This window comes from Enterobacter sp. IF2SW-B1, assembly GCF_001743375.1.
Taxonomy (GTDB): domain Bacteria; phylum Pseudomonadota; class Gammaproteobacteria; order Enterobacterales; family Enterobacteriaceae; genus Enterobacter; species Enterobacter bugandensis.
In genome coordinates, this window is the sequence record NZ_MJAA01000003.1 from 213,672 (window position 1) to 226,399 (window position 12,728).

The window sequence follows — 12,728 nt, forward strand, 5'->3', positions numbered from 1 at the left end:
CTCTTAGTCAAGAGAGACTTTGGAGGCATGTATGACATTTTTAACTGGTCAGCCGATGAGAACCATACGCCTCTATGGAATACTTGGCTCAACATTTGGTCGTGAATTCAAACTTTCTGTTGCTTCGCCTAAAGAAGCCATCCGTGCATTGTGCGTTATAGTGCCAGGCTTCGAGCGGTTTTTGAATACCAGCAAGCAGCGTGGGCTTACTTACGCTGTATTCAGCGGTAAGCGTAACCTGAACGATGATGAACTCTCTATGGATCAGAGTACCGCTGATATCCGTATCGCGCCGGTTATCCTCGGGAGTAAACGTGGTGGAGTATTCCAGACCATCTTAGGTGTGGCTTTGGTCGCAGTTGGTGCTGTGGCGTCATACTTTGGCGGTGGTGCTGTCGGCGTTCCTCTAATGCAATTTGGCGCTGCGATGGCCCTTGGCGGTGTCGTTCAAATGCTTTCTCCACAAACAACCGGACTTGCCAGCAAGCAATCGGCAGACAACAAGGCCAGTTATGCCTTTGGTGGAGTAACAAATACGACAGCTCAGGGCAATCCGGTACCACTCTTGTACGGACGGCGCCGTATAGGTGGCGCGATCATCTCCGCCGGTATCTATGTAGAAGACCAACAGTAAATAGATTTATCAACAAGCCACCTCCCGGTGGCTTTTTTTATGGGCGCAATATGGCTATAGCAACCGCTATTAAAGGCCGCAAGGGCGGCAGTTCAAGCTCAAGAACTCCTACAGAACAGCCAGACGACCTGCAGTCAGTTGCCAAGGCAAAAATCCTTCTCGCGCTGGGAGAGGGGGAGTTTGCTGGTGGACTTACTGCGCGCGATATTTATCTCGATGGCACCGCACTTGAGAACGCAGATGGTTCACAGAACTTCAGCGGCGTGGCGTGGGAGTTTCGTTCTGGAACTCAGGCGCAAAAATACATTCAAGGGATCCCAGGTACCGAAAATGAAATCAATGTAGGTTCCGAAGTTTCCAGCTCTACAGCGTGGACGCGCACGTTCACCAATACGCAGCTTTCAGCTGTTCGCCTGCGTCTAAAATGGCCTTCTCTCTTCAAACAGGAGGACGATGGCGATCTGGTTGGCTATTCGGTCAACTACGCATTTGACCTGCAGACAGATGGCGGTACCTGGCAGACGGTGCTAAATACCAGCGTGACCGGGAAAACCACCTCTGGTTATGAACGCAGCCACCGTATTGATTTACCTCAGGCGGGCAGCACCTGGACCATCAAGCTGCGCAAGATTACCGCAGACGCAAATAGCGCTAAGATTGGCGACACGATGACGCTGCAAAGCTTCACAGAAGTAATCGACGCCAAATTGCGCTATCCGAACACCGCGCTACTGTACATCGAATTTGATTCGAGCCAGTTCAATGGCTCAATTCCGCAAATTTCTTGCGAGCCCCGCGGGCGTGTTATTCGTGTGCCCGATACCTATGACCCAGAAACACGAACGTACAGCGGCACCTGGACGGGAGCATTTAAGTGGGCATGGACGGATAACCCTGCGTGGATATTTTACGATCTGGTGGTCACAGACCGCTTCGGCCTTGGTAATCGGCTAACGGCAGCCAATATCGACAAATGGACGCTTTATCAGGTCGCTCAATATTGTGATCAACCGGTACCGGATGGTAAGGGTGGTAGCGGAACTGAACCTCGTTACACCTGCAACGTATACATTCAGGATCGAAATGACGCTTACACCGTCCTGCGAGACTTTGCCGCCATTTTTCGAGGCATGACCTATTGGGGAGACGACCAGATTGTTGCCCTTGCAGACATGCCCAGAGATGTCGATTTTACCTACACGCACGCTAACGTAGTCGATGGCAAATTTGTGTATTCCAGCAGCACAACCAAAAGTCGCTACACAAACGCTCTTGTTTCCTGGTCGGATCCGGCAAATGGCTATGCTGACGCAATGGAGCCCGTCTTCGAGCAGGCTCTGGTGGCGCGCTATGGTTTCAACCAGCTTGAGATCACCGCTATCGGATGCACCCGGCAATCTGAGGCTAACAGGAAAGGGCGCTGGGGGATCCTGACCAACAATAAAGATAGGATTGTAACGTTTGACGTTGGTCTGGACGGCAATATTCCTCAGCCTGGCTACATAATTGCTGTCGCTGACCGAAATCTCTCTGGCCGAGATTTAGGCGGTCGATTATCCGCGGTTAATGGTCGTGTACTCAAACTTGACCGGGTGCCAAGTGCTAAGGCCGGTGACAGGATAATGGTAAACCTGCCGTCGGGTATTACCCAATCCCGGACGATTCAGTCCCTGTCAGGTGGAATGGTTACCGTGACAACCGCCTTTAGCGAGCTTCCACAGGCCGAGGCCGTATGGGTCATTGAGTCTGATGAGCTCTACGCACAGCAGTATCGCGTTATTACAGTAACTGATAATAATGACGGCACGTTCACAATCGTCGGTGCAAATCACGATCCGGATAAATTCGATCGCATTGATACCGGAGCCATCATTGACCAGCGGCCGGTGAGCGTGATCCCGCCGGGCAACCAGTCGCCGCCTGCGAACATCGTCATCAGCTCGTTTTCTGTGGTGCAGCAAAATATCAGTGTCGAAACGATGCGCGTGAGCTGGGACCAGGCGCAGAACGCTATCGCCTATGAAGCGCAATGGCGCCGCAACGACGGGAACTGGGTTAACGTGCCGCGCAGCTCCACCACATCATTCGACGTCCCGGGGATTTATGCCGGGCGCTACCTGGTGCGCGTGCGCGCCATCAATGCTGCCGAAATTTCGTCAGGCTGGGGCTATTCAGAAGAGAAAACGCTGACGGGTAAAGTGGGCAATCCACCGAAGCCGGTTGGCTTCATCGCTTCTGAAAGCGTGGTATTCGGTATCGAGCTCAACTGGGGATTCCCGGCGAATACCGACGACACGCTGAAGACGGAAATTCAGTACAGCCTGACTGGTACCGAAGAAGATGCGATGCTGCTGGCCGATGTGCCTTACCCGCAGCGCAAATATCAGCAGATGGGCCTTAAGGCTGGGCAGATTTTCTGGTACCGCGCGCAGCTGGTGGACCGCAGCGGCAACGAATCAGGGTACACAGAATGGGTGCGAGGACAGGCAAGTATCGATGTTTCTGACATCACCGATGTGATTCTGGAGGGAATGAAAGACTCTGATACCTTCAAAGACCTGATCGAGAACGCAGTGGACAGCAACGAAAAAGTTGCAGGCATGGCGGATGACATTAAAAAGCATGCCGACGAGCTCGAGCAGCAGGCGAAAGACATCCAGGAGAACGCTGACGGGCTGGCGCAGGCCGAAGTGAAGATAGACGAGATTTCTGTTTCGATGGACGGCATGACAGGAGGCGTGAAGAACTCGGCAATTGCGATAATCCAGGCCAACCTCGCTCAGGTGGCCACACGTAAAACCCTGTCGGCTTCGGTTGCCGGTAACAGCGCGCAGCTAGACCGCATTGATGAGGTGATCGTCAATGACAGGGAGGCAACGGCACGCGCATTGCTGAGTCTGCAAACGAACGTCAACGGTAATACGGCATCCATCAACAGCCTGAGCGATACGGTTTCGAATTATCAGCAGTCTACAGCCACGCAGATAAATGCTATTACGGCGACAGTCAATGGACATACTGCCTCTATCACCACGAACGCCCAGGCCATTGCGAACGTAAACGGCCAGCTCAGCGCGATGTACAACATCAAAGTTGGGGTAACGAGTAATGGCCAGTATTACGCTGCAGGAATGGGGATCGGGGTGGAGAATACGCCATCAGGGATGCAGTCACAGGTTATCTTCCTGGCCGACCGTTTTGCCGTTACCTCCCAAGCTGGCAGCACTGTTTCTTTGCCATTTGTTATCCAGAACGGGCAGACATTCATCAATGATGCGTTCTTCCGTGATGCGAGTATCCAGTTCGGCAAAATTACGGATTCTCTGCAGTCTAATAATTATGTTGCCGGAAGCGCTGGCTGGCGCTGGGGTAAAGACGGAACGATGCAGAACTACGGGAGCGACAGTTCCGGAGGCATGAAGCAGACTAACGTCACCATCAGCATTCGGGATGCTAACAGGCTCCGTGTTCAGATAGGCAAACTTACAGGAGTGTTTTAATGGCCTGGGGTATTCAGACCTGGGACGCCAACGGCATCCCGAACAACTACGGTATCAAACCCGTATCAGTGGTAGGGCGTATTCAGCTTTCCGAGGGGCAAACCTCGGGCAACTGGTCCTTTACCATTCCGGCGGGGATGAAGGTCGGATTTGCGGTGTCCCTTGATAAAGGCGCGGTCTCGGTGGGTCGACGCATTATCGCTAACGGGAACACCATCACTCTCAGCACTGCCAGCGAAGTTGGTATTGGTAATTATCCGGCCTCGGAATGTGAACTGGTGGTCTTCGTGGAGAATGCATGATGGCAGATTATGGTGCACTGATTGCGCTGGAAAGCGGAAATCCGTTTATTACTCCTCAGTCAACGCCGTTTTGTCTGTACAGAAAGGTAGTGGTTAACTCAGTGGCAAATGGGGCATACCACGGTGCTTCTGCGACGGTAGCTCTGGATGCTTCTTATCCGGCGATGGTTTTTTGCAAAACGAGTGATACAGCCCAGCCCACTACAGTCGGGGCAACCCGGTCAGGAGGAAACATTCTTGTTGGTTCAAGCAACGCTTATGGTCAGTCACACACTCTGACGGCGTACATCTTTGCCATCTTTCCACAAACGTTGCCCGACTGGGGATTTGCTGTCTGGGATGAAGCCGGAAAGCTGGTACTGACAAACGAAAGCCGCGTGCTTACTGACCTCGTTACTGTCGGAACACCAGGAGCCTCAACGGGAGGGATTAACATTGATGTTACGTTGCAGGGTAGTTATGCGGTAGCACCTGCAATTCTGGGCTCACAAATCGTACAGAACAACAATACCAAGCCTCCAACAATCGTGAATATAACAGCCTATGCAGGCTGCCGCTTTAACGGTTCGTCGACCAGGATAAATGCCGCGCCTTCGACAACAGCTACTGGTTCTGCAGCGGGAGGGACAACCACAGGAATAGCATTGACGGCCATCAACACCGCAGCCTATGACTGATTGATCGTTTTGAGCGATCAATAACAAATAATTGATCTACATAATCAATTATACCCATCGATTTTGTATTGATATCTTCGAACCTACTGAATTCCTCTGGATACTTTCAAAATGAAAAGGCTAATTATCAGCATGGCGATCGCTTTAATGCTGTCTGGTTGTGCTGGTGTACTTGAGAAACAGGAACCTATTTGCAGCGGCACGGCATATATGGGTGACCATGAGAATACCGTTATGATTTACGGCGTTAGAAAACAAAACAACCAGACTCAATACCGGGCCGGATATCCCTTCAACTGGCGTTGGGTAAGTGCGAACACATTCACAAGCACGACATGTAAATAACTCACGACTTTGAATGCAAACCTCGCCTCGGCGGGGTTTTTTATTGCCTGGAGAAAATATGCTTTATAACACTGGCACCATCGCCATTAACGGAAACACCGCCACCGGCACGGGCACGAACTGGACGGCACCGGCCAGCCAGGTTCGCGCTGGCCAGACGATTATCGTCATGTCTAACCCGGTTCAGATGTTCCAGATTTCATCCGTGAACAGCGCCACGTCAATGACGGTTACGCCAGCTGCTTCCCCGGCGTTGAGCGGCCAGAAGTATGGAATCCTGGTGTCCGACAATATCTCTGTCGACGGACTGGCACAGGCCATGTCGCAGCTCATCAAAGAGTATGACGAGAACATTGGCGCGTGGGAGACGTTCGCCACCACCTCAGCCAATCAGAGTATTACCGTTACGATCAATGGCGCCTCCGTAACTATCCCGGGCATCGGTAAACTGGCTCAGAAAGGTACCAATGGTGCTATCCCCATGGTCCAGGGCGGTACCGGAGCAACAACGGCAGAAGGCAGTCGCACAAACCTCGGTTTAGGAACATCAGCGACGAAGGACATCGGAAAGGCAGCTGGTACCGTAGCTGCCGGCGATGATTCGCGTCTTAACACAATTGAAGGAAAGTTAGGCGGTACTGTTACAGGAAGCATTATCTCAACCGCAGGTAATGAGGTCGGTATTGCTACTGGTAGTGGGGGTAATAAAGCCATTACTTTAGGAAACGTTGGCTCCGATGGTCCGGCCGAGAATTATGTTAATTGGCTTTCTGGTAACTATTACGCGGGCGTATGGCGAATAGGCGCTATTCGGGGAGCTGGTACAGACTTAAACCGCGTACAGATGAATATCTTCGACGGCATTTCATCAAATTCCGATTATCGTTGGTACGCTGATGGCCGATTCCGTGGTAAATCAGTTCAGGCGCCTGGAGTTGGCGGTGGCGGGGGGTATATGGATATAGCCAACGCCGACAACACCAATATTTCATTTAGCCGTCCTAACCTGACACAGAACAACGACGCTGGATATGTTCCTGCTCTGCGTTGGCATTCAGGTGCATCCGGTGGATATCATGCTGTGACTGCAATCGGTTCTGTAGCGAATGGGACATCAGCCTGGCCGAGTATCGTTATGATGACTCTGGGAGACGGTGGTAATGCAGGTACTCGAGCATGGCAATTTAATCTTGTGTCCGGCGATATCTACGTATCAGGAACAGGCGGTTTCGCTGGTGACTATGTGTTTAATAAATCAGCGACATCTGATGCCAACCTGAAAAAAGAGATCACTTACACAGACGGCAAAGCGTCGGTCGAAAACATCAAAGCCATGAAACCGACTACGTTTATCTACAAAAACGATGAAAAGGAGCGCGTTCGCCGTGGTGTGATCGCCCAGGATATCATGCTGATTGACCCGGACTACGTGAAAGAGGTGCCAGGAGGGATTGAAATTGAAGATGATGGCACCGAGACACAAAAGCCATCAACCCTGGCGCTGGATAACAACGTCCTGTTAGTTGATGCGATACTGGCGCTGAATTACGTCATTAAGCAGCTGGAAGCTACACAGAAAGAACTTGCAGACCTTAGAAATAATTTTGCTGGTTCATAATGAGAAAACCGCTGCCCATAGTATGCAAGAATGGGCGGCGGCTAAAATCTGCTCGCAAAGGGCTATTGCCATAAAATTTACAAAACTCATAATTCGAAGCGACATAGAAACTTAGAAACGAAACGGTGAAGCTTTAAGCAGTGACGATAGGGCCTGTATCTTGCGGACACTTACAAATAAAACTACTGTATATAAAAACAGTATTTTGAGGTGTGTGCAATGGAATTCATCAGGCCAACAGAACTGCGAGAAATTATCGCTCTTCCGCTTTTCAGTGACTTAGTACAGTGTGGTTTCCCAAGCCCCGCAGCTGATTACGTTGAACAGCGTATCGATCTCAATGAGTTACTTGTCGCTCACCCGAGCTCTACATATTTCGTCAAAGCCGCGGGGGATTCAATGATCGAAGCCGGGATCAGCGATGGAGATCTGCTGGTGGTGGACAGTTCACGCACAGCTGAGCACGGTGACATTGTCATCGCCGCAGTGGAAGGGGAATTCACTGTTAAACGTCTGCAGCTTCGTCCAACCGTCCAACTCATACCGATGAACAGCGCATACCCGCCGATTATTGTCGGGAGTGAGGACACGCTCGACGTATTCGGCGTCGTGACTTTCATTGTTAAATCGGCGAGCTGAACATGTTCGCGCTCTGTGATGTGAATTCGTTCTACGCATCATGCGAGACGGTGTTTCGGCCCGATTTGAAAGGGCGGCCTGTGGTTGTTCTCTCGAATAATGACGGCTGCGTAATCGCGCGCAGCGCCGAGGCCAAGGCGGCTGGAATCACCATGGGCGAGCCGTTCTTTAAGCAAAAGGACTTATTCCGGCGCGCTGGTGTTGTTTGCTTCAGCAGTAATTACGAGCTCTATGCTGACATGTCCAACCGGGTGATGACAACGTTGGAGGAAATGAGCCCCCGCGTCGAAATTTACAGTATCGATGAAGCTTTTTGTGACTTGACTGGTGTTCGAAATTGTCGTGACCTGACAGACTTCGGGAAAGAGATCCGCGCTACAGTTCTGAAGCGTACGCACCTGACGGTCGGTGTTGGCATTGCCCAGACAAAGACACTGGCGAAGCTCGCAAACCATGCCGCCAAAAAATGGCAGCGGCAAACGGGCGGGGTAGTGGACCTATCCAATATCGATCGCCAGCGCCGACTGCTTGCTCTGGTTCCGGTGGAGGACGTCTGGGGAGTCGGCAGGCGCATCAGTAAGAAGCTGAACGCCATGGGCATCAAAACGGCTCTCGACCTCTCAGAGCAGAGTACGTGGATTATTCGAAAGCACTTCAATGTCGTCCTGGAGCGAACTGTCCGGGAACTGCGCGGCGAGCCCTGTCTCGAGCTGGAGGAATTTGCGCCTGCAAAGCAGGAAATCGTCTGTAGTAGGTCATTCGGCGAACGCGTTACCGAGTACGAACAGATGCGTCAGGCTATTTGCAGCTATGCGGCGCGTGGCGCCGAAAAGCTTCGCGGCGAGCATCAGTATTGCCGTTTTATCTCTGCCTTCGTGAAAACCTCTCCATTTGCGCTTAACGAGCCCTATTATGGCAACAGTGCGTCAATGAAGCTTCTGACACCTACACAGGATTCCCGCGACATCATTAACGCTGCAGTCAAGTGCCTGGACAAAATTTGGAAGGATGGTCACCGCTATCAAAAGGCTGGCATTATGCTGGGCGACTTCTTCAGCCAAGGGGTGGCTCAGCTCAACCTTTTTGATGAAAACGCACCGCGCGCAGGAAGTGACCGGCTGATGGAGGTACTCGATCACCTGAACGCTAAAGATGGAAAAGGCACACTCTACTTTGCAGGCCAGGGCGTTCAGCAGCAGTGGCAGATGAAGCGGGAAATGCTTTCTCCGCGTTATACAACAAGGATATCTGATCTGCTGCGGGTAAAGTGATTCGCACGATATTTCATAAGGGCTATATGACATGAGCTGCGTTGTACTGGTAAGATACAATAGTTCAATAAGGAAATAGCCAAAATGTTAAACTTAGTATTATTTTTAGTAGCATTATTACTTGTCATCGTGATTGTTAAGCTCCTTAAGCCAGGGAAAAGAGTTGCGAAGATTTTTGCAAGCATGATTATAGCCATATTGGTTTTATGTGGGGTAGGTTATAGCATCTTGATATATAATGAGAACCAAGACAAGGCAGCTTATATCGAGAAGTTGAAAGTCTATTCTTCGAAAATCGATGAATATGCAAAAACACACAGTTACACTGTTGGTGATATACTTGCAGATAAATCTGGTAAATTTGACGAAGAAACAAAAAACTATTTTAGAGCTCAAGTAAAAGCGATTGAGCCTACTAAGAAGCTAACTATGATAGCTGATGTTGTAGCTTTCGCCAATAACTATCGTAGTGCAAATGGCATTAGCACCGGCCAAACATATAGTGATTATTATTCAAGAGGGAAAACCACATTGCATCTAAATGAGCCTTTGAAAGGTCAGGTAGATGTGGTGATTGTTTTCTATAATTACTTTATAGACTCCTGGGATGCTGTTAAACTTGTTGAAAGTGGTATGTACGAAGGGTGGTTATTTAAAATTTATAATTTAGATGGCACCGAGACATATAGTTTGAAAAAAGGATGGTCTCCTTCAACTAGTCATGATTATGAGATGTTTGGAGATGCAAAGGGTCGTTGATTACTTTTATCAATAAAATCCTTTTCTTATGATTTTAAAATTGGGTTTATCAGTTCTGGTGTTTGATTCTTAACATTCCCCACGGCGCGCGACACGGCGTGCCAGATAAACTTGTCGGCCGGCACGGCACCGTCGGCCGCTATCTTCTCAGCTTCTTGCCCACCTATACTCTGACGCATCCACTCCCGGGCCGCTTCAGGCGACAGAACTAGTGGCCTACGGTCATGAATGTCGACCAGTCCTTTGTCGGCTGCGGACGTCACGATGAGAAAACCTTCTGCTTCATCTCCACGCTCGAACGGCGTGCTGCCGATCGCCGCCATAAAAATAGGCTGACCGTCGGCCCGATGAATAAAGTAAGGCTGTTTCTTGTCTCCTTTCTTTTTCCATTCGAACCAGCCATCAGCAAAGCAGATAGCCCGGCCATGTTGCCACAGAGGTTTAAACATTCGGCTTGCGGCCGCGGTTTCGACGCGAGCGTTAATCAGTGGCGGCTTATCCCACCACCCGGGCGCATAACCCCAGAAAACCGGATCAAGATACAGCTGCTCGTCGCGTTCGCTCAACAGCAGCACTTTGGTGCCGGGCGCGACGTTGTATCGGCCAATAGGTTCAGGGTCGTATGCGATGTCGCGATCGGCTTCATCGGACAGGTAAGCCAGGTATTCTTCACGCGTTTGAGCTTGTGCAAAACGCCCACACATAGAAACCTCCAGCCAGATGTCAGAATTAAAGTATAGGGCAGGGAGAAGAAGGGGGGAGCACTGGCTAAAGTTAGGGGCAAATTTAGGGGCAAAAAAGTGAAATAGGGGCAAAAAAAGGGCACAAAAAATGTAGTTCTGGGTAGCTTTAGGGAGAAGTTATTATGCTATAACTAATTGAATTAGATGATAAATTAAATGACATCAATGGGATGTCAAAATCAGCGTAGCTTATTCAGGTTGTATTGCTCTTTCTTTGTATTTTGTTGATTTTCTTGCATTTATTACTACCTTCGGAGCCAGTAGCGGCGAAAGACGGGTTAGCGCCGGCAGATAATAGCCAGCAGGCAAAAGTATGCCGCGTATGGTACGGATTCCGGCGGCGAATGCCAGCACGTTTTACACTCTGCGCAATAGCTAATAAAGCGTAGTCGGCTTTCTGTTCGCCATTCGGGAGGGGGGACCAAAACAAACTGGCGTTATCGTTGAACGCGGAAGCCATAAGGTACTGCTTGCTCATGATGGCGCGTATGCGAAGCTTCACAAAATGCAATTCGGTGCGTCGAAGAGGTCATTCATTTTGAGGCCGCATGCAAAAGCGGGCTGATAGCACCTGACCGGATACTTGCATAAGATAGCGTATAATGCTTTCCCGACATACGCTTACATATTCTGTGACTGACCCTATGACATTGAATCGCTTTTGTTTTATTCTGCTGATCTTCACTGCGATCGGCAGCTTTTTTTCCTCGTATCCTTTTGCCATGTGGTTTCTGCTGATTAATATGCTGACGATAGCGATTTATGGTGTCGACAAAACGGCGGCACGAAAAGCGATGCGCAGGATACCGGAAGTCACTTTACTGACGTTTGGTACTGTGGGAGGGTGGCCAGGCGCCATATTGGGCCAACAGCTCTTTCGCCATAAAACGCAGAAGCAACCCTTCAAAACCTGGTTTTTGCTGAGCATCGTCGTGAATATTTCAGCCACGGCGGCGCTTTATCATTTCTGTCCCTTTATTCTTTTTTGAACATCATCAGGACCGCACAAATTCACCGTTGACCTCAAGTTAACTTGAGCTTTTAAGATGGCTACGACATGTTGATACAGGAGTAACATCTTAAAATGAAAGACATTGATGTAGGATTCACTCATGTTGCGTTTATGGTCAGGGATCTGGAGAAGAGCCTTGCTTTCTATCGCCGATATGCCGGGATGGACGTCATCCATTCGCGTGAGCCCGATCTTCCAACTGCCCGTAAAGTGGCGTGGCTAACTGACCATACGCGTCCTTTTGCGCTGGTTCTGGTGCAGGCGGACACCGTGACCGATACGCCGCTGGGGCATTTTGGCCACCTTGGGATTGCCTGCGCCACGCGCGAAGAAATTGACAGAAAAACTGCGATGGCCGCTAAAGAAGGGGTGTTGAGGAAAGCGCCGGAAGATCTGGGTGACCCCGTCGGTTATTATGTATTTTTTGCCGATCCTGACGGTAATACCTTAGAGCTCTCATACGGCCAGCGTGTCGGAATAACAGCGATCCAGGCGAAATAGTAAAACGCCTGAAAACGGTCTGAAAAATCCTGCTACGCTTGTTTGTTGTATCAGGAGCATGAGTATGAAGAACAAAGACGAACAAACAGGATTAGTGGGGCTGGCGATTGGGGCCGCCGTTATAGGGCTGGTTTCATCGCAAAAAACGATCGATCGTGACAGCATTGTCAACGAACTTGTCAGGCTGGGCAGGCAGAAAGGCGATGGTGTAGAAGATGAGGTTTTTCTCAAAGCTGCCGAACTGGTAAGAAAAGGGGTATAGCCAATGGCTGACATTCGTCATGCACAGTGCCACTGTGGTGCGGTGGCTTTTACCGTCGAACTGACTGACGGCTTGAATACCGCGCGGCGCTGCAGTTGCTCTTTTTGCCGTATGCGGGGCGCGGTTGTGGTCTCTGCACCGCTGTCGGGTATCACCGTGACCAGAGGTGAGGATAAGCTGACGGAGTACCGGTTCAACACGGGGACGGCGCGGCATTTCTTCTGCTCGGTCTGCGGGATTTACACGTTCCATCAGCGTCGCTCTAACCCAAATGAATACGGCGTCAATGTGGCCTGTTTTAAAAATGTGTCGCCGTTTGATTTCCCAGAAGTGACGGTGATGGATGGCGTAAACCATCCGAGCGACGGCGAAAGCGGCGTTTTTGGCTATCTCTCGTTTCGCAAAAAAGAGACCAATCAAGATTAATTACCGCCTGGCCTTTTTTTTATCAGCCTGGCTATAGTG

At 50.3% G+C, this 12,728-nt stretch carries 14 protein-coding genes and 2 pseudogenes; 14 read left to right on the top strand and 2 right to left on the bottom strand.

Features of this window, described 5'->3' with window-relative positions; translation table 11 throughout:
• Positions 1-31 precede the first annotated feature (31 nt).
• The 9 genes from A6013_RS08655 (at position 32) to A6013_RS08695 (ending at position 9,745) form a co-directional block, all read left to right on the top strand.
• Complete coding sequence (locus A6013_RS08655; RefSeq protein ID WP_049136375.1) at positions 32-634, top strand: tail assembly protein; 603 nt, start codon at positions 32-34, stop codon at positions 632-634.
• Positions 635-684: 50 nt separating this feature from the next.
• Positions 685-4,134, top strand: coding sequence for a host specificity protein J (locus A6013_RS08660; protein WP_049136374.1), 3,450 nt, complete (start codon positions 685-687; stop codon positions 4,132-4,134).
• Positions 4,134-4,436 carry a hypothetical protein gene (locus tag A6013_RS08665; RefSeq protein ID WP_016063576.1) on the top strand — a complete coding sequence of 101 codons (303 nt, stop codon included), beginning with the start codon at positions 4,134-4,136 and terminating at the stop codon, positions 4,434-4,436. The genes A6013_RS08660 and A6013_RS08665 overlap by 1 nt, the downstream gene beginning before the upstream one ends.
• Entirely contained in the window at positions 4,433-5,113 is a 681-nt protein-coding gene (locus A6013_RS08670) for a hypothetical protein (protein ID WP_226857659.1), read from the top strand. The genes A6013_RS08665 and A6013_RS08670 overlap by 4 nt, the downstream gene beginning before the upstream one ends.
• A 111-nt stretch (positions 5,114-5,224) precedes the next feature.
• Positions 5,225-5,458 carry a hypothetical protein gene (locus A6013_RS27560; RefSeq protein WP_022648875.1) on the top strand — a complete coding sequence of 78 codons (234 nt, stop codon included), beginning with the start codon at positions 5,225-5,227 and terminating at the stop codon, positions 5,456-5,458.
• Positions 5,459-5,516: 58 nt separating this feature from the next.
• On the top strand, positions 5,517-7,076 hold the full coding sequence (locus tag A6013_RS25165) for a tail fiber domain-containing protein (protein ID WP_049136373.1): 1,560 nt from the start codon (positions 5,517-5,519) through the stop codon (positions 7,074-7,076).
• A gap of 219 nt (positions 7,077-7,295) precedes the next feature.
• On the top strand, positions 7,296-7,715 hold the full coding sequence (locus tag A6013_RS08685) for a translesion error-prone DNA polymerase V autoproteolytic subunit (protein WP_049136372.1): 420 nt from the start codon (positions 7,296-7,298) through the stop codon (positions 7,713-7,715).
• A gap of 2 nt (positions 7,716-7,717) precedes the next feature.
• A complete protein-coding gene (locus A6013_RS08690; RefSeq protein ID WP_049136371.1) occupies positions 7,718-8,986 on the top strand; it encodes a Y-family DNA polymerase in 1,269 nt (422 codons plus the stop codon).
• An 84-nt stretch (positions 8,987-9,070) separates the two neighbouring features.
• On the top strand, positions 9,071-9,745 hold the full coding sequence (locus A6013_RS08695) for a hypothetical protein (RefSeq protein WP_049136370.1): 675 nt from the start codon (positions 9,071-9,073) through the stop codon (positions 9,743-9,745).
• A gap of 26 nt (positions 9,746-9,771) precedes the next feature.
• Here the strand turns inward: A6013_RS08695 and A6013_RS08700 are convergent, their stop codons facing one another.
• Complete coding sequence (locus A6013_RS08700; RefSeq protein ID WP_049136369.1) at positions 9,772-10,449, bottom strand: SOS response-associated peptidase; 678 nt, start codon at positions 10,447-10,449, stop codon at positions 9,772-9,774.
• A 298-nt stretch (positions 10,450-10,747) separates the two neighbouring features.
• Positions 10,748-10,918, bottom strand: a pseudogene (locus tag A6013_RS27565) (site-specific integrase); the annotation flags it as partial.
• Here A6013_RS27565 and A6013_RS27570 point away from each other — a divergent pair.
• From A6013_RS27570 to A6013_RS08720, 5 genes and pseudogenes are all read left to right on the top strand, one after another.
• Positions 10,916-11,053: pseudogene (locus A6013_RS27570) on the top strand (hypothetical protein); the annotation flags it as partial. The pseudogenes A6013_RS27565 and A6013_RS27570 overlap by 3 nt on opposite strands.
• A 79-nt stretch (positions 11,054-11,132) precedes the next feature.
• Entirely contained in the window at positions 11,133-11,477 is a 345-nt protein-coding gene (locus tag A6013_RS08705) for a DUF1294 domain-containing protein (RefSeq protein WP_048999946.1), read from the top strand.
• A 95-nt stretch (positions 11,478-11,572) separates the two neighbouring features.
• Positions 11,573-12,001 (top strand): VOC family protein, encoded by a 429-nt coding sequence (locus A6013_RS08710; RefSeq protein ID WP_028013318.1) that lies wholly within the window; start codon positions 11,573-11,575, stop codon positions 11,999-12,001.
• A gap of 64 nt (positions 12,002-12,065) precedes the next feature.
• Complete coding sequence (locus A6013_RS08715; protein ID WP_028013317.1) at positions 12,066-12,263, top strand: hypothetical protein; 198 nt, start codon at positions 12,066-12,068, stop codon at positions 12,261-12,263.
• 3 nt (positions 12,264-12,266) lie between these two features.
• The gene (locus A6013_RS08720; RefSeq protein ID WP_041909734.1) at positions 12,267-12,689 is read left to right on the top strand and encodes a GFA family protein; all 423 of its coding nucleotides are present in this window, start codon (positions 12,267-12,269) and stop codon (positions 12,687-12,689) included.
• Positions 12,690-12,728: the final 39 nt, after the last annotated feature.

Excerpts from the sequence above, each read along its gene's own strand:
- A6013_RS08655 (WP_049136375.1), top strand. The coding sequence starts at position 32 with ATGACATTTTTAACTGGTCAGCCGATGAGAACCATACGCCTCTATGGA.
- A6013_RS08660 (WP_049136374.1), top strand. The coding sequence starts at position 685 with ATGGCTATAGCAACCGCTATTAAAGGCCGCAAGGGCGGCAGTTCAAGC.
- A6013_RS08665 (WP_016063576.1), top strand. The coding sequence starts at position 4,134 with ATGGCCTGGGGTATTCAGACCTGGGACGCCAACGGCATCCCGAACAAC.
- A6013_RS08670 (WP_226857659.1), top strand. The coding sequence starts at position 4,433 with ATGATGGCAGATTATGGTGCACTGATTGCGCTGGAAAGCGGAAATCCG.
- A6013_RS27560 (WP_022648875.1), top strand. The coding sequence starts at position 5,225 with ATGAAAAGGCTAATTATCAGCATGGCGATCGCTTTAATGCTGTCTGGT.
- A6013_RS25165 (WP_049136373.1), top strand. The coding sequence starts at position 5,517 with ATGCTTTATAACACTGGCACCATCGCCATTAACGGAAACACCGCCACC.
- A6013_RS08685 (WP_049136372.1), top strand. The coding sequence starts at position 7,296 with ATGGAATTCATCAGGCCAACAGAACTGCGAGAAATTATCGCTCTTCCG.
- A6013_RS08690 (WP_049136371.1), top strand. The coding sequence starts at position 7,718 with ATGTTCGCGCTCTGTGATGTGAATTCGTTCTACGCATCATGCGAGACG.
- A6013_RS08695 (WP_049136370.1), top strand. The coding sequence starts at position 9,071 with ATGTTAAACTTAGTATTATTTTTAGTAGCATTATTACTTGTCATCGTG.
- A6013_RS08700 (WP_049136369.1), bottom strand. The coding sequence starts at position 10,449 with ATGTGTGGGCGTTTTGCACAAGCTCAAACGCGTGAAGAATACCTGGCT.
- A6013_RS08705 (WP_048999946.1), top strand. The coding sequence starts at position 11,133 with ATGACATTGAATCGCTTTTGTTTTATTCTGCTGATCTTCACTGCGATC.
- A6013_RS08710 (WP_028013318.1), top strand. The coding sequence starts at position 11,573 with ATGAAAGACATTGATGTAGGATTCACTCATGTTGCGTTTATGGTCAGG.
- A6013_RS08715 (WP_028013317.1), top strand. The coding sequence starts at position 12,066 with ATGAAGAACAAAGACGAACAAACAGGATTAGTGGGGCTGGCGATTGGG.
- A6013_RS08720 (WP_041909734.1), top strand. The coding sequence starts at position 12,267 with ATGGCTGACATTCGTCATGCACAGTGCCACTGTGGTGCGGTGGCTTTT.